At 74.4% G+C, this 25,605-nt stretch carries 18 protein-coding genes and 1 pseudogene; 10 read left to right on the top strand and 9 right to left on the bottom strand.

Annotated features, from left to right (window positions below; translation table 11 throughout):
- Positions 1-1,121 (top strand): M28 family peptidase (locus tag AB0K00_RS26055; RefSeq protein ID WP_363524610.1); only part of this gene is annotated, 1,121 nt, incomplete at its 5' end.
- Positions 1,122-1,135: 14 nt separating this feature from the next.
- Complete coding sequence (locus AB0K00_RS26050; RefSeq protein ID WP_363524616.1) at positions 1,136-1,651, top strand: N-acetyltransferase family protein; 516 nt, start codon at positions 1,136-1,138, stop codon at positions 1,649-1,651.
- 94 nt (positions 1,652-1,745) lie between these two features.
- Here the strand turns inward: AB0K00_RS26050 and AB0K00_RS26045 are convergent, their stop codons facing one another.
- On the bottom strand, positions 1,746-2,591 hold the full coding sequence (locus tag AB0K00_RS26045; RefSeq protein WP_363524607.1) for an RNA polymerase sigma factor SigF: 846 nt from the start codon (positions 2,589-2,591) through the stop codon (positions 1,746-1,748).
- A 324-nt stretch (positions 2,592-2,915) separates the two neighbouring features.
- Between AB0K00_RS26045 and AB0K00_RS26040 the strand changes: the two genes are divergently transcribed.
- From AB0K00_RS26040 to AB0K00_RS26005, 8 genes are all read left to right on the top strand, one after another.
- The gene (locus AB0K00_RS26040; RefSeq protein ID WP_363524604.1) at positions 2,916-3,329 is read left to right on the top strand and encodes a hypothetical protein; all 414 of its coding nucleotides are present in this window, start codon (positions 2,916-2,918) and stop codon (positions 3,327-3,329) included.
- An 81-nt stretch (positions 3,330-3,410) separates the two neighbouring features.
- Positions 3,411-4,103: a DUF6766 family protein gene (locus AB0K00_RS26035; RefSeq protein WP_363524601.1), complete on the top strand. Its 693-nt coding sequence runs from the start codon at positions 3,411-3,413 to the stop codon at positions 4,101-4,103.
- A 14-nt stretch (positions 4,104-4,117) separates the two neighbouring features.
- The gene (locus AB0K00_RS26030; protein WP_363524598.1) at positions 4,118-4,657 is read left to right on the top strand and encodes a histidine phosphatase family protein; all 540 of its coding nucleotides are present in this window, start codon (positions 4,118-4,120) and stop codon (positions 4,655-4,657) included.
- Between the two features lie 65 nt (positions 4,658-4,722).
- A complete protein-coding gene (locus AB0K00_RS26025) occupies positions 4,723-5,148 on the top strand; it encodes a phage holin family protein (RefSeq protein ID WP_363524595.1) in 426 nt (141 codons plus the stop codon).
- Positions 5,145-5,606, top strand: a complete 462-nt coding sequence (locus tag AB0K00_RS26020; RefSeq protein ID WP_363524593.1) for a DUF3618 domain-containing protein — start codon at positions 5,145-5,147, stop codon at positions 5,604-5,606. Before AB0K00_RS26025 ends, AB0K00_RS26020 begins: the two co-directional genes overlap by 4 nt.
- Positions 5,603-5,875, top strand: a complete 273-nt coding sequence (locus AB0K00_RS26015) for a DUF4235 domain-containing protein (protein WP_363524590.1) — start codon at positions 5,603-5,605, stop codon at positions 5,873-5,875. The genes AB0K00_RS26020 and AB0K00_RS26015 overlap by 4 nt, the downstream gene beginning before the upstream one ends.
- Before the next feature lie 37 nt (positions 5,876-5,912).
- The gene (locus AB0K00_RS26010) at positions 5,913-6,929 is read left to right on the top strand and encodes a proline racemase family protein (RefSeq protein ID WP_363524587.1); all 1,017 of its coding nucleotides are present in this window, start codon (positions 5,913-5,915) and stop codon (positions 6,927-6,929) included.
- The gene (locus tag AB0K00_RS26005) at positions 6,926-7,888 is read left to right on the top strand and encodes an ornithine cyclodeaminase family protein (protein ID WP_363524584.1); all 963 of its coding nucleotides are present in this window, start codon (positions 6,926-6,928) and stop codon (positions 7,886-7,888) included. Before AB0K00_RS26010 ends, AB0K00_RS26005 begins: the two co-directional genes overlap by 4 nt.
- 295 nt (positions 7,889-8,183) lie before the next feature.
- Here AB0K00_RS26005 and AB0K00_RS26000 read toward each other — a convergent pair.
- From AB0K00_RS26000 to AB0K00_RS25965, 8 genes and pseudogenes are all read right to left on the bottom strand, one after another.
- Positions 8,184-8,309, bottom strand: a pseudogene (locus tag AB0K00_RS26000) (MbtH family NRPS accessory protein); the annotation flags it as partial.
- A gap of 28 nt (positions 8,310-8,337) precedes the next feature.
- Entirely contained in the window at positions 8,338-13,719 is a 5,382-nt protein-coding gene (locus AB0K00_RS25995) for an amino acid adenylation domain-containing protein (RefSeq protein ID WP_363524581.1), read from the bottom strand.
- The gene (locus AB0K00_RS25990) at positions 13,716-19,691 is read right to left on the bottom strand and encodes an amino acid adenylation domain-containing protein (protein WP_363524578.1); all 5,976 of its coding nucleotides are present in this window, start codon (positions 19,689-19,691) and stop codon (positions 13,716-13,718) included. The genes AB0K00_RS25995 and AB0K00_RS25990 overlap by 4 nt, the downstream gene beginning before the upstream one ends.
- Positions 19,688-20,788: a 2-oxo acid dehydrogenase subunit E2 gene (locus AB0K00_RS25985; protein ID WP_363524575.1), complete on the bottom strand. Its 1,101-nt coding sequence runs from the start codon at positions 20,786-20,788 to the stop codon at positions 19,688-19,690. Before AB0K00_RS25985 ends, AB0K00_RS25990 begins: the two co-directional genes overlap by 4 nt.
- A complete protein-coding gene (locus AB0K00_RS25980; RefSeq protein WP_363524572.1) occupies positions 20,781-21,746 on the bottom strand; it encodes a transketolase C-terminal domain-containing protein in 966 nt (321 codons plus the stop codon). The genes AB0K00_RS25985 and AB0K00_RS25980 overlap by 8 nt, the downstream gene beginning before the upstream one ends.
- Positions 21,743-22,651, bottom strand: a complete 909-nt coding sequence (locus tag AB0K00_RS25975; protein WP_363524569.1) for a thiamine pyrophosphate-dependent dehydrogenase E1 component subunit alpha — start codon at positions 22,649-22,651, stop codon at positions 21,743-21,745. The genes AB0K00_RS25980 and AB0K00_RS25975 overlap by 4 nt, the downstream gene beginning before the upstream one ends.
- Positions 22,632-24,086: a condensation domain-containing protein gene (locus AB0K00_RS25970; RefSeq protein ID WP_363524566.1), complete on the bottom strand. Its 1,455-nt coding sequence runs from the start codon at positions 24,084-24,086 to the stop codon at positions 22,632-22,634. Before AB0K00_RS25970 ends, AB0K00_RS25975 begins: the two co-directional genes overlap by 20 nt.
- Positions 24,083-25,549: a class I adenylate-forming enzyme family protein gene (locus AB0K00_RS25965; RefSeq protein ID WP_363524563.1), complete on the bottom strand. Its 1,467-nt coding sequence runs from the start codon at positions 25,547-25,549 to the stop codon at positions 24,083-24,085. The genes AB0K00_RS25970 and AB0K00_RS25965 overlap by 4 nt, the downstream gene beginning before the upstream one ends.
- Between the last annotated feature and the right edge of the window lie 56 nt (positions 25,550-25,605).

Genomic DNA, 25,605 nt, shown 5'->3' with positions numbered 1-25,605 from the left:
CGGCCGGCGGCGCCGCGGCCCGCGCCTGGCTCGCCCAGCGCCTGGCCGACCTCGGCGCGACGATCACCACCGCCCCGTTCACGGTCCGGTTCGTCCCCGAGATCTACACGACGCCGGACGTCCAGTGGCACGACGGCAACGGCGTCCACCGGCTCACGTTCGGCCGGGACGTCGCGGTACACCTCGCGTCCGCCGACGAGGCGCTGGTCCGGCGTGGTGACCTCGCCGTGGCCGGCGGCGGCGACCCCACCGGCCGGTGGCTGGTGGTCCCGCCCGGGATGACGCTCTTCGACGCCTACGGCCATGCGCACGGCGCGGTGGGGCTGCTGTTCGGGCGCGGGGTGGACGCCGACGGCTGGCAGTACACGATGCTCACCGGACCGAACCCCGGCCCGCTGCCGATCCTCACCCTGGACACCGCCACCCACGCCGCATTGCACGCGGCGGCGGCCGGGACCGGCGCGAGCTGGCTGGCCGGGAACACGCCGATCCGCCGGCTCGACGTCCCGGCCGTCAACCTGCACGGCACCTGGGCGGGCGGCGGCAACGGCGTACCGGTGCTGCTGACCGCGCACTACGACGGCGTCGGCGACCGCCCGGGCCTGCGCTGGCCGGCCGCGGCCGACAACGGCAGCGGCGTCGCGGTCGTGCTGGAGGCCGCCCGTGTCCTCACCCGCCAGCTGCCCGGCGCGCCGCCGCTGTCGGTCGCGTTCCTGGACGCCGAGGAGGCCGGGGCGCTCGGCTCCGCCCATCACGCCGCCCAGCTGCGGCGGGCCCGCGCGACGCCGCTCGTCATCAACGTGGACGGGGCCGGCAACCTGTACCAGGCCGCCGCGGTCGAGGCCGGCGGGGCGGCGCACGGACTGCTCGCCGCGCTCGACCAGGCGGGCAGGTACACCGGGCTGCCGCTGGTCGCGGGTCCGGTCGCGTCGGACAACCGCCGCTACGCCGCGGCGGGGCTCGCGGCCGTCGGCATCGGCGCGGGCATGGCCGGCTACCACAGCCCGGCGGACACCCCCGACCGCGTCGAGAGCGCCACCTTGACCGCCGTCGCCCGGCTGGTCGTCGCCGCCTGCTGGCTCGCGACCGCGGATCCGGCCACACTGCAATCGGGATCGTGAGGGTGGGGGAGACGATGGCCGACGCGCAGCACCTGGCGATCCGCCCGATGACCGCCGGCGACGCCGCCGCGGTCCTGGCGATCTACCAGGCGGGCCTGGACGCCGGCGACGCCAGCTTCGAGGTCACCGCACCGTCGTGGGAGGCGTTCGACGCGGCGAGGCTGCCGGCGCACCGGCTCGTGGCGGTCGACGCCGGCGGCACCGTGCTCGGCTGGGTCGCCGTCTCCCCGGTGTCCACGCGTCAGGTGTACGCCGGGGTGGTCGAGCACTCCGTCTACGTCGACGCGGCGGCCCGAGGGCGTGGCGCGGGCCGGGCCCTGCTCGACGCGCTGATCCACTCCACCGAGGCGGCCGGGATCTGGACGATCCAGTCCGGCGTCTTCCCGGAGAACGCCGCCAGCCGCGCCCTGCACCGCGCCGCGGGCTTCCGGGAGGTCGGTATCCGGGAACGCATCGGCCGGCACGCCGGCCACGGCAACCAGTGGCGCGACGTGATCTTCGTCGAACGCCGCAGCCCGATCGTCCGCTGACCCACGCGCCGGCACCGCGGCGCCGCATGCCGCCGTCCTCGCCCGCGGTCGTGCGGGCAGCGTACGGGCAATGACGTCTGGCGTTGCCGCCCGATCAGCCGGCGAGCAGGGCGGCGCGGAGCCTGGCGAGGGCGCCGGCCAGCAGGCGCGAGACGTGCATCTGGGAGATGCCGAGCTCGGCGGCGATCTGTGACTGGGTCAGGCTGCCGAAGAACCGCATCGTGAGGATGCGCTGCTCCCGGGCCGGGAGGCGGGCGAGCAGCGGCCGCAGCGCCTCGCGGGCCTCGACCTGCTCCAGGTCGGGGTCGGCGGTGCCGAGCAGATCGCCGAGCCCGGTGACGCCGTCGCCGTCGCCGCCGCGGACCGGGGCGTCCAGCGACAGCGACCGGTACGCCTGGCCCGCCTCGAGGCCCTCGATGACGTCCTCCTCGGTGGCGTCGAGGTAGGCGGCGAGGTCGCTGATGGTCGGGGACCGGCCGAGCGAGTGGGTGAGCTCCTCGGTGACCCGGTTGATCTGCATCCGCATCTCCTGGACGCGGCGGGGGACCCGCACGTCCCAGCACTTGTCGCGGAAGTGCCGCTTCAGCTCGCCGGTGATCACCGGGACGGCGTAGCTGGTGAACGCCGCGCCGTGGTCGAGGTCGAACCGGTCGACGGCCTTGACCAGGCCGAGATGGGCGACCTGGATGAGGTCGTCGAGGTGCTCGCCGCGGTTGCGGAACCGCTGCGCCAGATACGTGGCAAGGGGCAGGTAGAGCTCAATGAGCCGGGTCCGGATCCGCTGCCGGTCGGGGCTGGCGGCGGGCAGGTCGGCGAGCAGCGACAGCAGCGACATCGCGGCCGCGTCGGTCGCCTCCCGCGCCGCGGACCGGGGCGCGGTCGTGTGCTGTGGCGTGGCGGCGGCTTCCGCAACAGCGGACGGATCGGAGACAACGGACATAGGGGATCAACCCTTCACAAGGTAAACGCGCAGCAGGACAGCGTCGCGGGCGCGGAGAGATGCGCTGCGCCGTGCGCAGGGATCGGGCTGCACGGCGGAAAGGCGGCCACGTTGCTCTGTTTCGGCACCCGTTGCTTGAGTGCCGCGGAACCGCGCATGGCCGTACCGGACCTGACCTCGACGGTAACCGAAATTTGTCGTGCGGCAAAGACCTGAGCGACGATTGCGTCGTTTCTTGCGTCGATTGGCACGACGGTGCCCCGGCCGGCCGATCCGCGGTTGGATCATGTGTGCCGCTCGCCGCGGCTGGGAACAACTGCCGGCATGCGAACCAGTCGGCCCTTGGCCGTGGCCGCCGCCGCCATGACGGTGATGGCGCTCGTGGCCGGGTGCGCGGACGGCGGGGCACGCCGGGACGCGGTCTCGGACGTCGCGGTTCGGCTGCTGGCCGCCGTGCAGGACCGTGACGGCGCCGCCGCGTGCACGGTCCTCGCCCCGGACACCGTCCAGACGCTCGAACGGTCCGCGGGGGCGTCCTGCGCCGACGCGGTCCTCGACGAGGACCTGCCGGAGCCGGCCGGCGTGCGGCGGGTCGACGTGTTCGGGCAGTGGGCCCGCGTGGTGCTCGCCGACGACACCGTGTTCCTCGCCGCGTTCCCCGGCGGCTGGCGGGTCGTCGCGGCGGGCTGCCGGTCGCGGGGCGAGCGCCCGTACGACTGCGTGCTGCAGGGAGGCTGAGATGCGGACGTTGTTCGTGCTGTGCCTGGCCGTCGTCGGCGCCGGGCTCGCCTACGTCATCACGATCGGGCTGCTGCACCGATGAGCGGCACCGGGCCGGCCCGCAGGTTCGTCCGGGAGCACTCCCTCGGCCTGGTGTTCGGCGTGCTGTTCGTCCTCGCCCTGGCGGGGCAGGCGTTCGCCGGGCACGCCGAGTTCAACCAGCAGCAGATCACCGACGGGCTCCAGCCGATCTCGCTGGGCCGGTACCTGACGTCCGCGGACTTCGCCGTGGACGTGGCGGAGAACTGGCAGTCGGAGTACCTGCAGTTCTTCCTGTTCATCGTGCTCACCGTGTGGCTGTTGCAGAAGGGTTCGCCCGAGTCCAAGTCACTCGACCAGGCGGGCACCGAGTCCGACGAGGATCAGCTCGTCGGCGCCCACGCCCGCGACGACTCGCCGGCCTGGGCGAAGGCGACCGGCTGGCGGCTGCACCTGCTGTCCAACTCCCTCGGCCTCGTCATGGGCGGCATCTTCCTGCTGTCGTGGCTGGCGCAGTCGATCGCCGGGGTCGCCGCGTTCAACGAACGCCAGCTCAGCCAGCTGCAGGCCCCGGTGTCCTGGCTCGACTATCTGACCGAACCGGACTTCTGGAACCGCACGCTGCAGAACTGGCAGTCCGAACTGCTGGCCGTGTTCTCCATGGTGGTGCTCGCCATCTACCTGCGCCAGCGCGGCTCACCGGAGTCCAAGCCGGTCGGCGCCGCGCACACCTCCACCGGCGTGGAAGGCTGAACTACCATCGGGCGATGTCGATCGAGATCGTGTACGAGACCCATGCGCTGAGCGAGGACAACGAACGCGGCATCGCGACCGGCTGGCTGCCCGGCCGGCTCAGCGCCCAGGGCCGCGCCAACGCCGCCGACATGGGCCGGCGGCGGAGGGACGACGGCATCGTCGCGGTGTTCACCTCGGACCTGCGCCGGGCCGCGGAGACGGCGCAGATCGCGTTCGGCGACAGCGGCATCCCCGTCCTGCACGACTGGCGCCTGCGTGAGTGCGACTTCGGCGCCCGCAACGGTTCGCCCGCGGTCGACGTGAAGCTGGATCGCCTGGAGTACTGCGACCGTCCGTACCCCGGCGGTGAGAGCCACAGCCAGGCGCTGGCGCGGGTGGCCGGGTTCCTCGCGGACCTGCCGAGCAGGTGGGCCGGGCAGCGGGTCATGCTGATCGGCCACCTCGCGACCTACCGGGCCCTGGAGCAGGCGACCACCGGGCGCACCGTGCGGGACCTCGTCGCGGACGAGTTCGAGTGGCGGCCCGAGGGCTGGGAGTACCGCCTCGGGTGAACAATGCGTTTGACGACCTGCGAGCGGGGGCACCACGGCGGCAATGTCGAAGGAGCTGACTTGTCGTGCCAGATCAAACTTCCCGAACGCCCGCGGCGGACGCATCGACCGGTGAGCTGGTGAGCCGGGTCGCCGAGCAGATCTCCACGCTGGTCCGTGACGAGCTCGCGCTCGCCAAGACGGAGCTGGTGGCCAAGGGCAAGCACGCCGGCATCGGCGGTGGGCTGTTCGGTGGCGCCGCCGCGCTCGGCCTGTACGGGCTCGGCCTGGCGCTGGCCCTGGCGGTGGTCGCGCTGGACCTGGTCTGGCCGCTGTGGCTGGCGCTGCTGGTCGTGACCGTGGTCGTGTTCGCCGCCGCAGGTGTCGCGGCGCTGCTCGGCCGGCGGCAGTTCGCCTCGGCCACCCCCCTCGCTCCGAGCGACACGCTCGCCAGCGTCAACCAGGACGTGGACGCGGTCAAGGCCGCGGTCCGGGAAGGACGGACGTCATGAGCGCAGACACCCCGACGGACCCGCAGCAGTTGCGTGCCGAGATCGAACGGACCCGTGCTCAGCTCGGCGACACCGTCGAGGCCCTGGCCGCCAAGGCGGACGTCAAGGCGCGGGCGAAGGACGCCGCCGGGCACGCCGCCGGCCAGGTGAAGGCGAAGGTCGGCGCGGCCCGGGACCAGGCGGTGCAGCTCGCCGGCAGCGCGGCCGGCAAGGTCAGCTCGACCGCCGGCACCGCGGCCGGGAAGGTCAGTGAAGCGGCCGGCACCGCCGCCGGGAAGGTCAGCGGGGCGGCCGGCACTGCGGCTGTGAAGGTCAGCGAGGCCGCCGGTACCGCCGCCGGCAAGGTCACCACGGCGGCCGGGACCGCGCGGCGTCGGCCCGTGCCGGTGGCCGCGATCGCTCTGGCGGCCGTGTTCATCGGTGTGGTCATCGTGGTGGTGCGAAGGAGACGGGCATGAGCGGCATCGTGGGGAAGATCGCGTACAAGCCGGTCGGGCTGCTGCTCGGCGTCGGCGCCGGGCTCGCGGCCGGGCTGATCTTCAAGCAGGTGTGGAAGGTGATCGGCGACGACCGCGACGCGCCGAACGCCACCGACGAGGACCGCACCTGGGGTGAGATCCTCACCGCGGCCGCGTTGCAGGGCGCGATCTTCGCCGTCGTCAAGGCCGCCGTGGACCGTGGCGGCGCCGTCGGTGTCCGCAAGGCCACCGGCCGCTGGCCGAGCTGACCCCGCACACCGTCGCCGGTGGGAGAATCCTCCGGTGATGCCACTGCGCGTGTCGACGAGCGACTACCACACCGCCGGGGAGCCGTTCCGGATCGTCACCGATCCGCCGGTCGAGCTCCCCGGCGTCTCGGTCGCCGACCGGCGGGCCCGCGCCCTGGACAGTCCGGCCGCCCAGCACCTGCGGCAGCTGCTGTGCTTCGAGCCGCGCGGGCACGCCGACATGTACGGCGGGTTCCTCGTCCCGCCCGACGACGGCGCCGCGCACCTGGGTGTGCTGTTCTGGCACAAGGACGGCTTCTCTACCGCCTGCGGGCACGGCACGATCGCGCTCGGCGTGTGGGCGGTCGACACCGGCCGCGTGCCGGCGCCCGACGACGGCAGCGTGGACGTCGTCATCGACGTGCCGTCGGGACGGGTCACCGCCCGAGTGCACCGCGCCGGAGGCCGGACGGTGGCCGTCGACTTCGTCAACGTGCCCAGTTACGTGCTGGCCCGCGACGTCCCCCTGGCCACCTCCCGCGGGGACGTCGCCGTCACCGTCGCCTACGGCGGCGCCATCTACGCCAGCGTCGACGCCGCCACCGTCGGCCTGTCCGTGGACCCGGCGCACTACCAGGAGCTCATCGCGCTCGGCCGCGAGGTCAAATGGGCGCTCAACGACACCGTGCACGCCGAACACCCGACCGATCCCCGGCTCAGCGGTGTGTACGGCACGATCCTGCACGAGGACCTCGGCGACGGCGACGGCCGGGTGCGCCAGCGCAACGTCACCGTGTTCGCCGACGGTGAGGTCGACCGCTCGCCCTGCGGATCGGGCACCTGCGCGCGTTTGGCCGTCCTCGCCGATCAGGGCCGGGTGACGCCCGGCGGGCCGGTCCTGCACCACGAGTCGATCGTCGGGTCCAGCTTCACCGGCGCCGTCCTGGCCACGACCACGGCCGGCGGCCGACCGGCGATCGTGCCGCAGGTGACCGGGCTCGCGCACCGGACCGGGGAGCACACGTTCGTCGTCGACCCGGCCGACCCGCTCGTGCCGGGCTTCGTGCTGCGATGAGCGCACCCCTGGCGCTGGACGCCGATGCCGTCTTCGCCGCCTGCGGCCCCACCGCCGCGGTCGAGGCGATCACCGCCGCACTCACCGCCGGCCTCGACCCGGCCGCCGACCCGCCCCGGCACGCCGTGCCGCTGCGCTCGGGCCAGTTCCTGCTGATGCCGTCCGAAGGCGCCAGCGGTAGCGGCTACGTCGGCGTCAAGGTCGCCACCGTCGCGCCGGACAACCCCGCCCGCGGGCTGCCCCGCGTCCAGGCCTCCTACCTGCTCTTCGACGCCGGCACGCTCGGGCTGGTCGCCGTGCTGGACGGCACCGCGCTCACCACGCTGCGCACGCCCGCCGTGTCGGTCGCGGCCGTCGCCCCGCGGCTGCTGGCCGGCACCGGCCCGGTGGCCGTCGCGGTCTACGGCGCCGGGCCGCAGGCGCACGGCCACGTCGCCACCCTGGCCGCCGTGCTGGCCCCGCACCGGCCCGTCGGCTCCGTCAGCCACCTGGTCCGCGATGGCCACCGGGCCCGGGCCCGGACCGTCGACGGCGCCGAGGTCGTGCCCCTGGACGGCCCGCGGGCCCGCGACGTCGTGAGCGCGGCCGACGTCGTGGTGTGCGCCACCTCCGCCAGGACCCCGCTGTTCGACGCCGACCTGATCGCCGCCACCGCCGCCGTCATCGCGGTCGGCTCCCACGAACCCGACGCCCGGGAACTCCCGGCCGCGCTCCTCGCCCGCGCCACCGTCGTCGTCGAGGACGTCGCCACCGCCCTGCGCGAGGCCGGCGACGTGTGCCTGGCCATCGACGAGCAGGCGGTGCGGCCCGCGGACCTCACGCCGATGCGCGACGTCGTCACCGGCCGCACCCGGCCGGACCCGGGACGGCCGCTGGTGTTCAAGAGCGTCGGCATGTCCTGGGAGGACCTGGTCGTCGCCGAGGCGGTGCTGCGGGGATTTCGCACCCTGCGCCGGTGACGCCGGCGTGGCCGCGCTGAGCGGTTCAGCTGACGCTGCGGCGGTGGAGGAGTTCGGTGGCGATGAAGTCGGTCAGGCTGTCGAGGTTGTCCAGGGCGTGCTGGGTGAAGTCGACGGCCACGCCGTACTCCAGGTCGATCGCGTCGACCAGGCGGACGATCGCCAGGGATGACACGCCCATGGCGACGAACGAGCAGCCGGCGGTGGCGACGTCGGACGGGGTGAGCCGGTCGTCGCACGCCTGGGAGACGGCGCCGGTCAGCCAGGTGCGGATTCGGGTGCGGGCCGGGGTCTGATCGGTCCAGACCTGTTCGACGTGGTCGAGGCACTCGTCCCGGCTGCCGGTGTGGCCCTCGGCGACCCAGCCGGGCGGCAGGTCGTCGTCCACGGCCCAGACCGAATACTGTTCGTCGGCGTTCATCACTACGCGGTAGTCCACAGGGTCCTCCTCAGGAGGGACGACGTTCGGCGGCGCGCGCCGCCGCGTCCAGGGCGTGTTGGATGTCGGTGGCGGGTGTGTCCAGCACGGCCAGGCCGACCAGGTCGTCGGCGAGGGCGTCGGGCACGTCGTCGTCGAAGCGGCGCAGCACGAACAGGCCGACCACGGCGACGGCGGCGATGGCTACGGCGAGCACGGCGAACATGAGGCCGAGCCCGCGCTGCGGTCCGGTGCCGAACACCAGGCCGGCGCTGCCGGCGAGGGGGCCGCCGTCGCGCAGCAGGGGACGGAACAGTTCGGCGCCGAACGGTGCGATGATCCCGAACCCGATCGGCATCGTCGACCACGCGATCAGCGTGTTCAGGGAGAACACCCGCCCGTGCAGCCGTTGCGGCACTTTGACCTGGATGATGGTGGTGTACACGCCGTTGAGCAGCGTGAGGGCCAGGGCCATGCCGAGGGCGCCGGCGCCGATCAGGACGAGGTTCTCGCGCAGGCCGGTGACGAGCGCGCAGGCGGCCAGGCCGAGCGTCGCGACGAGGACGCCGAACATCCGCCGGTGCCGCGGCGCGCCCCAGGCGGCCATCACCAAGCCGCCGCCGAAGACCCCGAGCGCGGACACGAACGACACCGTGCCGACCTGGCGGAGGGTGCCGAACGACAGGACCAGCGGCGAGATCATCAGGAAGGCCGCGGACAGCGGTACGTTCAGGGCGGCGAACCACAGCAGCATGCGGCGGAAGTTGCGGTTGCCCCAGACGTACCGGAAACCGCCGGCGATCTCGGCGCGCAGTGTCTCGTGGCGGCGCCACGGCATGGTGGCCGGGAACCGCACGGCCAGCACGACGACGAACGCGACGAGGTAGCTTGCCACGTCGAGCGTGAGGATGCCGCGCAGCCCGATCGTGGCGAGCAGGCCGGCGCCCAGCAGCGGGGCGAGCAGCTGGGCCAGGCCGGCCCCGAGCTGGCCGATGCCGGCCGCGTGGCCGAGCAGGCGCTTCGGCACCAGTTGCGGGATCGACGAGGTGAACGCGATGCGCTGGAACGACAGGGCGATCGACAGCGCGACGGTCGCCGGGTAGAGGGCGGTGACGCTCAGGTGCCCGGCCCAGAGGAGCGCGGCGAGGACCGCCTGGACCCCGCCGGCGGCCAGGTCGGCGGCGAGCACGATGCGGCGCCGGTCGTGCCGGTCGACGAGCGCCCCGGCGATCGGCAGCGTGAGCAGACCCGGGACGAGGCCGAGCACCGCGAACAACGCGAACTGCTGAACCGACCCGGTGGTCAGGTAGATCCAGACCGGGATCGCGAACTCGGTGAGCGCGGACCCGAACATCGACACCAGCTGACCGGTGGAGACGGCCGCGAACCGGCCGAGGCTCGGCTGCGGGCCAACGGCGACGTTGCGGTCGTGCGACACGGCGGGCACAGCGGACACGGCGTGCCGGAACCAGGTGCGCTCCGGCTCGTCGGCCGGCGCTTCCGGTTGGAACATGGGCGTGTCGATGATCTCGGCGATCTCGGCGGCCCGGTACTTCAGGAAGAAGTGGCCGGCCTCCCGCAGGACCACGACGGCGCTGTGGTCGGACAGGAAGTGCCACTCGCGGAAGCGTTCCTCGTAGAACTCGGTGGCCGGGTCGCGGGTGCCGACGATCGTGACGAACGCGGCGCGCAGCCGCTCGGCGCCGGTCGCGTACATCTCGGTGTAGTACTGCTCGGCGTCGATGGAGTCGCGGCGCAGGTTCCGCACGATCTGGCGGGCCTCCGCCGGGTCGAGGCCGCCGAGGTCGGCGCCGATCGAGGTCAGCCAGTTGTGGTAGACCCGGTCGCTTTGCAGCCCCTCCATCCGCGCGACCGTCGACAGCGTCCGAGCCAGGCGGCCGCGGGGCTTTGCGAACGGGAACATCGCGCCGATGTAGACGGCGGGCACGTCGCGGCCGGCCGCCTCGAGCCGCCGGGCGACGGCGACGGCGAGCGCCGACCCGACGGCGCAGTGGCCGTACAGGCTGATCGGACCGGTGATCGTCGCGAGGATCTCCTCGACGCAGCGGTCGATGAGGGCGGCGAAGTCGAGCCGGTCCTCGATGATGCCGACGTCATGGCCGGGGATGGCGACCGAGTACAGCGCGTACCGTTCCGGCAGCGCGTCGGCGAGTGGCTGGTACACCACGGCGCTGCCGCCGCCGAACGGCACGCAGATCAGCGAGATGTCGGCCTTCGGCCGGTTCGGCGTGAGCCGGCGGATCAGCGCCCGCGGGCCGTCGTCCGGCCGGTCGATGAGGGCGGCGAGCTCCCGCACCGTCGGGTGCTGGAAGAGGTCGATGACACCGACGGCCGCGCCGGCCTTGCGGAGCCGGGCGACCGCCTGCGTCGCCAGCAGCGAGTGGCCGCCGAGGTCGAAGAAGTCGTCGTCGGCGCCGACCGACGGCAGGTCGAGCACGGCCGCCCAGACGTCGGCGACGACCCGCTCGGTCGCGGTGGCCGGCATGGCGCCGCCGCTGCTCGCGGTGCGGACCGGCGCCGGCAGCGCCCGCCGGTCGAGCTTGCCGTTCGCCGACAGCGGCAGCACGTCCAGCTCGACGAACGCGGCCGGGATCATGTAGTCGGGCAGCAGCCGCTTCAGCGTGGCGCGTTCCGGCGCGGCGCCGACCACGTATGCGACGAGCCGCTGGTCGCCGGGCCGGTCCTCGCGGACGATGACGGCCGCGTCCCGCACGCCCGCCTGTTCGCGCAGCACCGCCTCGATCTCGCCGAGCTCGATGCGCAGGCCGCGCAGCTTGACCTGGCCGTCGATGCGGCCGAGGAACTCGATCGTGCCGTCCGGCCGCCAGCGGGCCAGGTCGCCGGTGCGGTACAGCCGGGCACCGGGCGCACCGAAGGGGTCGGGCCCGAAACGGTCGGCGGTCAGCCGCGGCCGGTGCAGGTAGCCGAGCGCGACCTGGACGCCGCCGATGTGCAGCTCGCCGGGCACGCCGACGGGCTGCGGCCGGAGCCGGTCGTCAAGGACGTGCAGCGTGGTGTTGGCGACCGGGGCGCCGATCGGCACGCGCGAAGCGGAGCCGAGCGCCGCGGCCGTGACGGCCCAGGCGCTGACGTCGATAGCGGCCTCCGTCGGCCCGTACAGGTTGTGCAGCTCGGCAGCGGGCAGCGAAGCCAGGCAGCGGCGGGCGAGGTCGGCCGGCAGTTCCTCACCGGAGCAGACGACGGCGCGCAGGCCGGCACCGGCGAACGCGGTCTCGTCCGCCAGGAACGCGGCGAGCATCGACGGCACGAAGTGGACGACGGTGACGCCTTCACGGTCGATGAGCGTCCGCAGGTACGACGCGTCCTTGTGCCCGCCGGGCGTGGCCAGTACCAGCCGCGCGCCGATGATCAGCGGCCAGAAGAACTCCCACACCGACACGTCGAAACCCGCCGGGGTCTTCTGCAGGACCACGTCGCCGGCGGTGAGATGGAAGCGTTCCTGCATCCAGGTGAGCCGGTTGACGACGCCGCGGTGGCCGTTGGGCACGCCCTTCGGCCGTCCGGTCGAGCCGGAGGTGTAGATGACATAGGCGGTGTCGTCGGCGGTCGCCGCGCCGGACCGCTGCGGAGGAGCCGCCGCCAGCGCGTCGAGCCGGATCACCGGCAGCGCCTCGGTGAGGCCGGCCGGCGGGTCGAGGACCAGCACGGCACGCAGGTCGGCGTCGGCGGCCATGAACGCCAGCCGCTCCAGTGGGTACTCCGGGTCCAGCGGTACGTACGCGGCGCCGGTGCGCAGCACGCCGAGCAGCGCCCCGGGCAGCTGGAGCGAACGCGGCGCGCACACGCCGATCCGCGTGCCCGGCCCGGCGCCCACCGACCGCAGCGCCGCGGCCACCTGGTCGCAGTAGCGGTCCAGTTCGGCGTAGCTCCACGTGGTGCCCTCGAACGTCACGGCCGGCGCGTCCGGCGTGGCGGCAACCTGCGCGGCGAACAGCCCCGGCAGGGTGGCTTCGGTGTCGAACGGGGCGGCGGTCGCGTTCCAGGCGGCCTGGGCCAGGCGTTCGTCGTCGTCGCGCAGGTCGAGCGCGGCCACCGGCGCCAGCGGGTCGGCGACGGCGCCGCGCAGGAGTGCGGTGAGGTGCCCGACGAGCCGCTGCACGGTTGCCGCGTCGAACAGCGCGGTGTTGAAGATGAACTGGCCCCACAGCCCGCCGTCGGCGGTGTCGCTGACGTAGAGCTCGATGTCGTACCGGGTCGCCCATGCGGTGATCTCGTAGCCGTCGAGACCGTCGCCGCGGGCCGCGGGGCCGCCGTAGTTCTGCACCGCGAGCAGCGCCTGGAACAACGGTGACCGGGACACGTCGCGGGGCAGGTTGAGATCGGCGACGACGCGTTCGAAGGGCGTGTCGGCGTCGCCGTACGCGGTGAGCGCCGTCTCCCGCACCCGCAGCAGCAGTTCGGTGAACGTCGGGTCGCCGCTCAGGTCGGCGCGCATGACGAGGGTGTTGACGAAGCAGCCGATGACGTTTTCGAGTTCCGGGGCGCCGCGGCCGGCGACCGGGGAGCCGATCGTGAGGTCGGTCTGGTGCGCGTGCCGGCCGAGCAGGCAGGCGTACGCGGCGAGCATCGTCATGTACAGCGACGCGCCGTGATTGTCGGCGAGGGCGCGGACGCCGGCGGCGAGGTCGGCGTCGATGGTGAATTCGATGCTGCCGCCGTCGTAGGTCAGTTCGGCCGGGCGCGGCCGGTCGGTCGGCAGCGCGAGGGGCTCGACGCCGTCCAGGCGCTGCGCCCAGCGGGCGACGTCGGGCGCCGGCCGGTCGCGTTGCCAGGCCGCGTAGTCGCCGTACTGGATCGGCACGGGGGGCAGGTCGCCGCCGTCGTACGCGGTCATCAGCTCGGTCAGCAGCAGCGGCACGGACCAGCCGTCGACAGCGATGTGGTGCACGGTCATGGCCAGGATCGCGTTGTCAGCGTCTTCGGAGGCGAGCCGGATCAGCGCGGCCCGCAGCGGCTGTTCGACGGCGAGGTCGAATCCCCGGGCGTGCAAGGCTTCGACCGCGCTCCGGGCGGCGTCCTCGTCTGCGACGTCGACGACGTCGAGGGAGACGGCCGGGTTCTCGTCGATGACCAGCGTCGGGATCCCGTCGTCCCGGGCCGGGAACCGGGTCCGCAGCGCCTCGTGGCGGGCGACGACGCGGCGCAGCGCGTCGGCGAGGCAGTCGGCGTCGATGGCGCGCCGGATGCGCCTGGCCACCGGCACGAGGTAGGCGCGGTTGCCGGGCGCGTACTGCTCCATGAACCAGAGCCGTTCCTGCGCGTACGACAGCGGCGGCACCGTGCCGGCCGGGCGGGTGGGAATGGTCCGGGTCGCCGTGCGCCGGCGCAGCCGTTGGGCCAGCAGCGCCTGGCGGGCGTCATCGACGGTCAACGTTTCTCCGCTTCCAGGAGGCCGGCGATCTCGTCGTCGCTGAGGTCGGCCAGGTCGTCGAGCAGCCGCTGCTCGACGGTGGCGGCCAGGTCGGCCAGCCGGCGATGCGTGAAGAGCAGGCGGATGGGCAGGTCGAGGTCGGTGATGGCGCGCAGCCGGGCGGCCACGCGGACGGCGAGCAGGGAGTGCCCGCCGAGTTCGAAGAAGTCGTCGTCCGCCCCGATGCCGTCGAGGCCGAGGACGTCGGCCCAGACGTCGGCGATCAGCTGCTCGGCGTCGGTGCGCGGCGGCGTGCCCGGGCCGGGCCGGTCGTCACCGGGCGGCGGCAGGGCCCGCCGGTCGAGCTTGCCGCTCGGCGTGCGGGGGATCGCGTCGACCGTGATCCAGCGGTCCGGCACCAGGTGGGCGGGGAGCTGGGCGGCGAGCCGGGTGCGGAGTGCGTCGATCGCTGCCGCACCGGTCACGTAGGCGACCAGGGCGCCGTCGTGGGCGAGCACCGCCGCGCCGGTCACCCCCGGGCAGGCGAGGAGGTGGTGCTCGACCTCGGCGGGTTCGATCCGGAACCCGCGGACCTTCAGCTGGTCGTCGAGCCGGCCGGCGAAGTCGAGCCGGCCGTCCGCCCGGAGCCGCACGCGGTCGCCGGTGCGGTAGCAGCGCCCGCCGCGCCAGGTGACGAACCGGTCGCGGGTGAGGTCGTCCCGGCCGAGGTAGCCGCGGGCCAGGCCGGCGCCGCCGAGCAGCAGTTCGCCGTATGCGCCGGGTGGTACCGGTCGCAGGTCGGCGTCGACGACCGCGGCGCGCACCCCGGGCAGCGGCCTGCCGATCGGCGGTGGGCCGGTCGTGTCGTCGGGGCCGAGGTCGGTCGCGGTCGCGATGACGGTGGCTTCGGTGGGGCCGTACGTGTTGACGAGGCGGACGGTGTCGCCGAACCGGGCGTGCCAGCGGGCGACGGCCGCGGCGTGCACGGCCTCGCCGCCGAGGATGACGAGCCGCAGCCGGGGTGGCCAGGCGACCGCGTCGAGCTGGGCGACGAGGTCGTGCCAGTACGCGGTGGGCAGGTCGAGCACGGTGACGTCGGCCCCGTCCGGGCCCGCGAGGACGTCGGTGAGGCTGAGCGGGCCGTCGGGGAGCAGCCGCACGGTGGCTCCGGCGCCGAGCGCGGGCCAGATCTCCTCCGCGTGGGTGTCGAAGGCCAGGGGCGCGAACTGCACGATGGTGTCGCCGGGGCCGAGCTGATAGTCGCGGCGCATCCAGTCGACCCGGGCGGCGAGCGCCTCGTGGTCGACGACGACGGCCTTCGGGGTACCGGTGGATCCGGACGTGTACAGCACGTACGCGGCGCCGTCCTGGGTTGCTTCCGGAGGCGGGAGCGGCGGCCATGGTGCGTCCCCGACGGCCAGTGCGGCGCCGCTGCCGGCGACGAGCCGGGCGATCCGTTCCGCCGGCTGTCCCGGGTCGATCGGCAGGTACGCGCCGCCGGCGCGCCAGATCGCCAGCAGCGTGACGATGGTGTCGATGTCCCGGTGCGCGGCCACGGCGACGACCCCGGACGCGGGCAGCGTGCCGGCCATGGCGTCGGCTCGCCGGTTGAGTTCGCCGTACGTCAGTGACTCGGTGCCGCAGCGGACCGCGACCGTGTCCGGCGACGCGTTCCGGGGCAGCTCGCGCACCGGCGGCGGGGCGGGCGCGTCGGTGGCCGGGGCCGCCAGGGCGTCGATGATGGTCTCGTCGCCGGCGGTCAGCAGTGGCAGCGCGCCCACGGCGGTGGCCGGGTCGGCGGCGATGCCGGCGCACAGCACCGCGAACCGGCGCGCCCAGCGCTCGACCGTCGCCGCGTCGAGCAGGTCGGTGTCGTAGCCGAAGACGAGGGTCAGGCCGTCGGCGGCCCGCCACGCCTCCAGCATCAGGTCGAACTTGGCCTGGCGGTAGCCGGAGTCGAAGAACGAGGCGTGCAGGTCGGCGAACCCCTCGACCGGGGTGCCCTCGTCCTGGGTGTGCAGGATGCACATGGTCTGGAACAGCGGCCCGGTCTCCGCGACGAGGTGTTCGAACGGCGCCTCGGCGTGGGTCAGCGCGTCCAGCACGCACTCGCGGGCCCGGCCGAGCAGGCCGGTGAACGGCTCGGCCGGGTCGATCTGGTTGCGCAGCACGACGGTCCGGGCGAAGTAGCCGACGGCCCGCTCCAGCTCGACCCGGTCGCGGGCGGCCAGGGTCGAGCCGACCAGGACGTCGGATTGGCCGGTGTGCCGGGCGAGCAGCACCTGGTAGGCCGCGAGCAGCACGGCGAAGAGGCTGGTCCTGGCCCGGCCGGCGAGGTCCTCGAGGCGGCCGGTGACGTCGGCGGGCAGGTGGGTGCCGTGGAACGCGCCGCGGTGGGTGGCCTCTGCCGGGCGGGGCCGGTCGGTGGGCAGGTCGAGGACGGTCGGGTCGGCGAGCCGTTCCCGCCAGTACGCGAGGTCGGCCTCGGGGTTGCCGTTCGCCGCCGGCGCCGGTGGCAGCGGCGCGAGCGGCCGGCCGGCGTAGAGCGCGGCGAGGTCTTCCCGCAGGACGTTGAGCGACCAGCCGTCACCGGCGATGTGGTGCACGACCAGGCAGATGATGTGGTCGTCCGGGCCGAGCCGGACCAGCGTGGCCCGCACCGGCGCGCCGGCCCGAAGGTCGAACGGGGCGTTCGTCCGGCGTGCGACGGCGGCGCGGGCCGCCGCCTCGGACGCCACGGCGAGCTCCTCGAACGGCACGGTGGCGGGCCCGACCTCGACGGTCGGGTCGCCCTCGACCTCCGGGTAGGCGCACCGCAGCGCGAGGTGCCGGGCGGCCAGCGCGTCCAGCGACCGCCGCAGCGCGCCGCCGTCGAGGGAACCGCGCAGGCGGAGGACCAGGAACATGTTGTAAGAGGCGTCGTCCGGATCGAGGCGTTGCAGGAACCAGAGGCGGCGCTGCGCGTCGGACAGCGGCGGCGCGCCGTCCGGCGGTGTGGCGGCACCGGCGTCGCCGGCAGCCGGGATCCGCCGCGCGAGGGCCTCGACCGTCGGATGGTCGAACAGGTCACGGACGGTCAGGCCGGGCAGTCGCGCCGCGACCTTGGCCGCCAGCAGCGAGTGGCCGCCGAGTGCGAAGAAGTCGTCGTGCGCACCCACCTCCGCCGCGCCGAACACCTCGGCGAACACGGCGGCGATGCGCGTCTCGGCCTCGGTGCGCGGCGGCACGTACGCGGCCACAGTGGACGCTCGCGGGTCGGGCAGGGCGGCCCGGTCCACCTTGCCGTTCGGGGTGAGCGGCAGCGCGTCGAGCACCGTGACCGTGCCCGGCACGGCGTAGGCCGGAAGCTTGGCGCGGGCCGCGTCACGGATCACCGTGGGGTCGAGGCCGGCGCCGGGTCGGGTCGTGACGTACGCGGCGAGCGCGTCGTCGCGGACCGCGGCGACCGCGGCGGCGACGCCCGGGCAGCCGGCGAGGACGGTCTCGACCTCGCCCAGCTCGATCCGGTGGCCGCGGACCTTGACCTGGGTGTCGAGCCGGCCGAGGAACTCCAACGTGCCGTCAACCCGCCGGCGGACGCGGTCGCCGGTGCGGTACAGCCGGTCGCCGGGCCCACCGAAGGGGTCGGGCATGAAACGGTCGGCGGTCAGCCGTGGCCGGCGCAGGTAGCCGAGGGCGACGCCGGCGCCGGCGATGACCAGCTCGCCGGGCACGCCGGCGGGGACGGGCCGCATCCGGTCGTCGACGACGTACACCCGGGTGCCGGGGATCGGCCCGCCGATCGTGACGGCCGCCGGTTGCTCGGGCACCGGCCAGAACGTCGACCAGATCGTCGTCTCGGTCGGGCCGTAGACGTTGGTCAGCCGGTCGACCTTGCCACGCAGCTCCGCGGCGAGGGGCGCCTGCAACGCCTCGCCGCCGACCAATGCGGCGGGCACGTCGTGGTCGAAGCCGGCGGCGAGGAGCATCCGCCAGCCGGACGGGGTGGCCTGCACGTCGGTGACGTCGTGCTTGGCGATGAGCGCCCGCAGCGCCGCGCCGTCGCTGGTCTGCGCGTCGTCGGCGACGACGACCCGGCCGCCGCGGCTGAGCGGCAGGAACAGCTCGAGCCCGGAGATGTCGAACGACAGTGAGGTGAGCGCGAGCCAGGCGCGGCCCTTCTGCGGTCCGGTGACGTCGGCCATCGCGGCGACGAACGCGGCGAGCGCGCCGTGCGGCACGACCACGCCCTTGGGCCGTCCGGTGGAGCCCGAGGTGTACAGCACGTAGGCGGGGTCGGCGGGGCCGGTGGCGGTCTCCGGCGCGGTGGCCGGCGCCACGTCGGAGACGGCGTCGATCAGCAGCGACGCCGCGCCGAACCGCGCGGCGAACGCGGACTCGGTGAGCACGGTGCTGACGCCGGCGTCGGCGATGACGAACGCGAGCCGGTCGGGCGGGTACGCCGGGTCGAGTGGCAGGTACGCGGCGCCGGCCCGCCAGACGGCGAGGAGCGCGACCACCATCGCCGGGCTCCGGGACAGCCCGACACCGATCAGCGGTCCCCGGCCGCGCAGCCGGGCGGCCAGCCGGTCGACCTCGGCGTCGAGGTCCCGGTAGGTGAGGTCGACGCCGTCGCCGGTGACCGCGACCGCGTCGGGCGTGGACCGGGCCTGTGCCTGGAACAGCTCAACGACCAGCGGGGTGCGCTGCCCGGCGCCGGTGTCGTTCCAGCGGGTCAGTGCCTCGCGCCGTTCGTCGTCGTCGAACCAGCGCAGGTCACCGATCGCGGCGTCCGGGCGCCGGGCCGCGTCGTCGAGCAGGACGAGCAGCCGGCGGATCAGCAGTTGCGCGGTGCCCGGGTCGAACAGGTCACGGTCGACCGTGAGCACGCCGACGGCGGCCGCGGGGCCTTGGATGACGTCGAGGGACACGTCGGTGCGGGCGGAGTCGAACGGATGGTCCAGCAGCTCGACGTCGAGGTCGCCGAGGCGCGGCCGGTCCCGCTCCTGCCGCAGGTACATGATCATGGCCTGGAACAGTGGGGTGCGGCTGCGGTCGCGGGGTGCGCCGAGCGCCGACACCACGCGTTCGAACGGGGCGGCGTTGGTCAGCGCGCCGAGCACGGCCCGCCGGGCGACCCGCAGCAGCCCGCGGAACGTCGGATCGCCCGACAGGTCCGTCCGCAGGACGAGGGTCTCGGCGTAGCAGCCGACGTGGTCGGCGAGGTCCGGGTCGTCGCGGCCGAGCACCGGCGTGCCGAGGCAGATGTCGTGCTGGCCGCTGATCCGGCCGAGCAGCAGCGAGAACGCCGCGACCAGCGCGGTGTACACGGTGGTGCGCTCGGCCCGGGCCACCGTCTCCAGGCGGCGCAGCAGGTCGACGGGGATGTCGAAGACGACGGAGGTGCCGTGGCCGCGGCGCACCGGCGGCCGGGGGCGGTCGGTCGGCAGGTCCAGCACCGGGGCGCCGGCCAGCCGTTCGGTCCAGTACCCGAGGTCGCCGATGCCGGGGTCGCCGGCCGGGACCGGCGGCAGGTCCGGCAGCGCGGCCGGGGCACCGGTGGTGTAGGCGTGGTACAGCGCGTCGAGGTCGCGGCGCAGCACCTGCAGCGACCAGCCGTCGGCCGCGAGGTGGTGGGCGACCAGCGCGAGCACGTGCTCGTCCGGGCCGACGCCGATCAGCAGGCAGCGGAGCATCGGGCCGGTGGCGAGGTCGAACGGCCGCGTGACGAACGCGGCGACCAGGTCCCTGGCATGCTCGACGCCGGTCGCGGCGGCCGTCTCCAGCGGTACGCCGTCGGGTGCCGCCGCCAGCACGGGCGTGCCGTCGAGCAGCTCGACCCGGGCCCGCAGGCTCTCGTGCCGGCCGGTTAACGCATCCAGCGCGCGTGCCATCGCCGCCCGGTCCAGGCGCCCGCGCACGTGCATGACGAGCGGCAGGTGGTACGACGCGTCGGCCGGGTCCAGTTGGTGCAGGAACCACAGTCGCTCCTGGGCGGCGCGCAGCGCGCTCATCGCGGCTCCTCCTGCGGTGGAAGCTGCAGCGCCTGCGCCAGCGCGGCCAGGAACTGGGCCGCTTCGCGGCCGTTGATGACGCGGTGGTCGTAGGCCAGGCCGACCTGGGTCACGGTCCGGGTCGCCGGCCGGCCGTCGCCGTCGAGGTACAGCTCGAGCCGCGGGGCGGTGACCGCGACCGCGCACGTCTGACCCGGGTACACGATCGGTATGGCCAGGCTCACGTGCGCGTCCAGGTGGAGCGTCAGGGTGATGTTCGCGCCGTCGAGGTCGGACTGGCGGAACGTGCCGCCGGCCGCCGTCACCCGGTGCCGGGTCAGCGTCCGGGCGATCTCGGCGAGGGTCGCGGTGCCGGCGTCGCGGACCACCGGGACGTAGAGGCCCTCGCCGAGATCGACGGTGACGCCGACGTGCGCGGCGCCGGCCGGGTGCAGGGTGCTGCCGTCGTCGTCGAGCCGGGCGAAGCACATCGGTTGGCCGGCGTGCACCGACCCGATCGCGGCGACGAACAGCTCGGCGAGGCCGACGGGCCGCCGGACCGCCCGGGCCAGGTGCGGCGCCTGGTCGAGCGCGGCGCCGACGTCGACCGTCATCGCGGTGTAGGCGGCCGGGATGGTGGCGGCCGAGCGGGCCACGGTGCGCGCGACCGCACGCTGGTTGCGGGACAGGCCGGCGGACCGTTCGTCCACCGTGGACGGAACGGCGGCGAGGGCGTCGATGTCGGCCCGGCGGACGATCGGGCGGCCGAGCGCGGACACGCGCTCCTCGGTGACGCCGAGTTCGGCCATGCGGGCGCGGGCCGGCGCGGTGATCGTCGGGCCGTCGCCGCCGGCCGGTTGCGGGACCGGCGCCCCGGCCGGGCCGGCGGGATCGTCGACGAGCGCGATGACCTGTCCCGGGGCGATCTCGGTGCCGGTCGCGGCGCGGTGCCGCAGGACGCCGCTCGTCGCGGCGGTCAGCTCTTCGACCGCCTTCGAGGTCTCCACCTCGGCGACCGGGGCGCCGGCCGCCACCGCCTGGCCGTCCGGGGCGAGCCAGGCGAGCAGCAGATAGCTGTCGTCGTTGGTGTTGAGCTTGGGCACCGCGATCTCAGCCACGTACCGTCCTCACCATGGCGTCGTAGATGGTCTCGGCGCTCACGAGCACCTGCCGCTCCAGATGCGGCGCGGCGGGGATGACGGTGTCGGCCGCGTGGACGAGCGTCACGGGCGCGGCCAGGTCTGCGAAGTGCCGTGCGTGCACGTGCTGGGCGACCTCGGCGCCCCAGGTGCCGCCGCCGGCGCTGTCCTCGGCCACCACCACGTGCGCGACCCGCGGCAGGTCGAGCTCGACCGGGTACAGCCGGGACGGCACCACCAGCAGGCCGGCGATCTCGTGTTCGATCAGCAGCATGCGCAGCGCGGCCATGGCTCGCTCGGCCATGCCACCGGGCGCGATGAGGATCAGTTCCGGCGGTTCCCCGGTACCGACGAACGCCACGCCCGCACGCACCCGCACGGTGAACGGGTCGATCGTGGTGTGCATCCGGCGGGTGTAGAGGATCTTGTCCTCGACGAACACGCACGGCTGGGCGAGCGCGAGCATCTCGGCGAACACCTCGGCCGCGTCGCGGAACGGCGACATCTCGAACACGGCGAGGCTGGGCACACCGATCAGGTGCTTCGTCAGGCTCTGGCTGTGCGTGGGTCCGTAGCCGCGGCCGCCGCCGCTGGGGCAGCGCACGATGAGGCGCATCGGCAGCCGCGTGCCGTACATGGTGACGGACTTGGCGGCGAAGTTCACAAGGGGGTCGAAGCCGAGTGCCAGGAAGTCGGCGAACATGTACTCGACGATCGCGGTGTCGCCGGCGATGGCCAGGCCGGCCGCGATGCCGGTCATGGCCGACTCGCTGATCGGCGTGGACAGGACCCGGTCCGGGAACCGGGTGGAGAGCCCGCGCGCGACCTTGAACGCGCCGCCGTACGGGTCGAGGAGATCCTCGCCGATGAGGTACGCCCGCTCGTCGCCGGCGAGGACCGTGTGCAGCGCGGCGTTGATGTTCTCCGCGACCCTCATCGGTCGGTCCACTCGGCAGGCGGGCGGGCCGACACGTCGGCGACGACCCGGGCGACGCGTTCCCGCTGCGCGCGGTCGAGGTCCGGCGCGGCGGCGGCCACTGCCGGGTACCAGTCGGCCAGTGCCGCGACCTGGTCGGCGGGGCGGGTGTCGTCGCCCTTGCTGTGCGGGCCGAGCCGCGGCGTGCGGAACTCGGCGACCAGCGGCGCGCCGACGCGCACGCGGGCGACGAGCGGCGCCAGCTCCGCCCGGATCCCGGCCGGGTCGGTCGCGGTGATTTGCGTGTGGGCCAGGCCGAACGCGGCGGCCCGCCCGGCGACGGTGCCGGCCATGGCGCGTTCGGTGGGCGTCGACTGGGCGATGCCGTTGTGCTCGACCACGACCAGCAGCGGCAGGTGCCACAGCGCGGCCAGGTTCAGCGCCTCGTACACCGCGCCCTCGCCCCAGGTGCCGTCGCCGATGTACACGCAGGCGAGGGCACCCGGCCGGTGGCGGCGCAGGTGCAGCGCGAGCCCGGCCGCGACCGGCAGGCTCTCGCCCTGCACCCCGGTCGACAGGTACCCGGGCCGGTGGATGTGCTGGCTGCCGCCGACGCCGTGGCACACCGCGCCGGCCCGGCCCATGATCTCGGCGAGGAGCCCTTCCGGGTCGTCGAACCGCGCGAGGTAGTGGCCGTGGCCGCGGTGGTTGCTCAGCACGTGGTCGTCCGGTTCGAGCAGGCCGCTTACGGCCACGGGCACGTACTCCTGGCCGAGGCAGGTGTGCGTGGTTCCGGACAGCTCGCCGCGCGCGAACAGGTCGAGCAGCGCCGTCTCGAAGTGCCGGATGAGCAGCATCGTGGCCCGGTCGGCGGCAACCAGGTCTGCGGCCGTCTGGTCTGTGCCTTCAGCGAGCGCCGGCGGCATGCACGACTCCGTTGACCGTCGGGTAGTCGAAGAACGTGTCGATGTCGACGTCGAGGCCGAGGGTCTTGCGCATCCGCGCGATGATCTGCGTCGCGGTCAGCGAGTCGCCGCCCAGGTCGAACAGGTCGTCGTCGGGCCCGATGGACTGGTTGCCGAACACGTCGCGCCAGATGGCGAGGACCGGCTCGACGAGCGCACCGCCCGGTGCCGGCGCCGGCGCGGACGCCGGCGCCTCGGGCATGACCGCTGGTGCGGACGCGCCCGAACCGGCCAGGTCGCGCACCCGGGTCGCCGGGGCTGCGGCGACCCGGGTGAGGACCTCGCACAGGTCCTCGGCGAACCGGGCGGCGACCGGCGCCGCCGCGGCCGAGTAGCGCAGCCTTGCGGTGACCGTCGTGCCGTCGTCGACCGCCTGCAGTTGCAGGTCGCCGCGGACGCTGCCGGCGAATGCCAGCCAGTCGACGTCCGCCGCGGCGCCGTCGAACCGTGGCGCGGCGCCGACCCGGCGGTAGCTGACGGAGACGGGCGCGACCGCGGCGTGCGGCCGCAGCCGGCGCACCGCACGGGCGAGGGGCACCGACCGGTGCGGGTACATCGCGCGGAGCGCGGCGCGCAGTTCGGCGGCGAACTCCGCGAACGAGGCGTCGGGATCGGGCTGCGAGTCGACGGGAAGTTCGGTCGCGAACGACCCGACGGTGCCCACCGGGCCCGGCGCTCTGGTGGACAGGTCGACGCCGGTCGTGACCCGCGGGTTGCCGTGCCCGCCGAGCGTCGCGTGGATCGCCGCCAGGAGCGTCTCGAACCGGGTCAGCCCGGGCAGGTCGGGCACGGGTGGCTCGAACGCGTGCACCTGCCCGGCCCCGTGGTCGCGTCCGGTGAGGACGTGGTCGCCGACGACCACGGGCAGCGGCTCGGCCCAGCGGCCGGACCAGAACTCAGCCGCCGCGGCCCGGTCGCCGGCCAGCCGTGCGGCGTCGGCGGCGAGCTCGTCCGCGGCGGTGCGGGGTAACGGCACCGGGATCTCGCCCGCGTAGAAGGCGGCCAGATCACGCAGCAGCACCTCCTTGGAGTACCCGTCGAAGATCAGATGGTGCGCGGTGGCGACCAGGGTCCGGCCGAACAGGACGAACCGGATGAGCGGCCCCTCGGCGAGGTCGAACGGTCGCGTGAGCTCCTCCTCGACCGACTCGCCCGGCCCGGCCACGCGCAGCCCGGCGGCACCGGAGGCCCGCGCGAGGTAGGCGACGCCGTCGCGGTCGACGATCGCGCTGGACAGCAGCGCATGCCGTTCGACCACGGCGGCGCAGGACTTCGTCAGGAGCCCGACGTCCGGGTCATGGGCGAACGTGACGACCAGCGGCATGTGGTAGGCGGTGGAGGCGGCGCCGGACGCGGCGACCCACATGCCGTGCTGCGCCGCGGATGCCTGGATCACGTCAGGCTCCTTCGCAGGGAGGATTTGTCGACCTTGCCGCCGCGGTTGCGCGGCAGCTTGTCCATGGCGTGGACGCGGGAGGGGATCTCGTGTGGCGCGAGCCGGTCGGCGAGGAACGCCCGCAGCGCCGGCGGGGTCAGCGCGGCGCCGCCGCTGACCACGATCACGGCGGCGAGCTCGACGCCGAGCACCTCGTGCGGCAGCCCGACGACAGCGGCGTCGGCGACCGCCGGATGCTCGTGGATGGCCGCCTCGATCTGGAGTGTCGACACCCGGTGGGCGCCGGTCTTGACCACGTCGCTGTCCCGCTCGACGAGGTACAGGTAGCCCTCGGCGTCCACGTAGCCGACGTCGCCCATCCGGACCCAGCCGTCCTGGAACGCGGCGGTGTCGCTGTTCCTGGTCTCCCCGAAATACGTGCGGGCCGGAGCGGGGGAGCGCATCCAGACGGCGCCGGTCTCGCCGGGTGCGCAGGGCCGCCCGTCGTCGCGCATGACGCGGACGCCACCGCCGGCGATCGCCCGGCCGACGCTGCCCGGGCGCTCCGGGTCGTACGCCATGGCGGTCTGTGCCGGGGCGGCCTCGGTCGAGGTGTAGTAGTTGACGATCGTCGCGTTCGGGAACGCGGCCACGAGGCGGGCGGCGACCGGCGCCGGCAGCGGGGCGGCGGCCGACCCGAGCAGCCGCACGCTGCTGAGGTCATGGCCGCCGGCCACGGTGAGCAGCTCCATGGCCATGGCCGGGACCACGAACACGGTGCCGGCGGACCAGCGGGCGATGGCGCGGGCGAAGCGCAACGGGGTGAACTGCGGCAACGTCACCACGGCGGGGTGGGCGAGCAGCGCGTTCATCAGCATGATCTGCGCCGCGTTCGTGCCGATCGCGAACGCGTGCAACAGGTGCCGCGAGTGCCGGAACGGCCGGTGCCGGGCGCCTGAGCCGTACGTGACGTTGGCGTGGCTGGCGGCGACACCCTTGGGCCGTGCCGTGGTGCCGGACGTGTACAGGATCTGGGCCAGACCGTCCGGCGTGGACAGATCCTCCCCGCACCGCCCGCCCGCGTCGTCGCCGACGGCCTGCGTCCATCCACCGGTCCGGTCGGGCGCGCCGCCCGCGTGCACGAGGCCGGCGGCGCCGCAGTCGGCGAGCACGTGCGCCAGTTCGGCGGGTGCCGCGTCGTCGGAGATGGGCACGGCGACCGCGCCCAGCCGCTGCACCGCTATGTACGCGACCGCGTAGTCGAGCCATTCGGCCGCACCGAACCGCAGGCCGACGCGGTCGCCCGGCGCGACGTGCCGCCGCCGCAGCCGCTCGGCGAGGTCGTCCGCCCGGCGCTGCCAGGCGCCGAACGTCAGGGCGCCGACGCCGTCAACGACCAGGGCCTCGCGGTCCGGCTCCGATGCGGATCGGTCGGCGAGGAGACGGGGAACCGTTGTCGGGGCGGCGGCCGCTTGCAAAACCACGGCAACAGGGTTGCATGACGCAGTGAAGTCCTGCAATATCTCACGCACCCCACTTT

This window comes from Dactylosporangium sp. NPDC049525 (genome assembly GCF_040676755.1).
Classification (GTDB): domain Bacteria; phylum Actinomycetota; class Actinomycetes; order Mycobacteriales; family Micromonosporaceae; genus Dactylosporangium.
The sequence above is the reverse complement of the archived record's forward strand: the minus strand, read 5'-3'. Positions and strand labels throughout refer to the sequence as shown.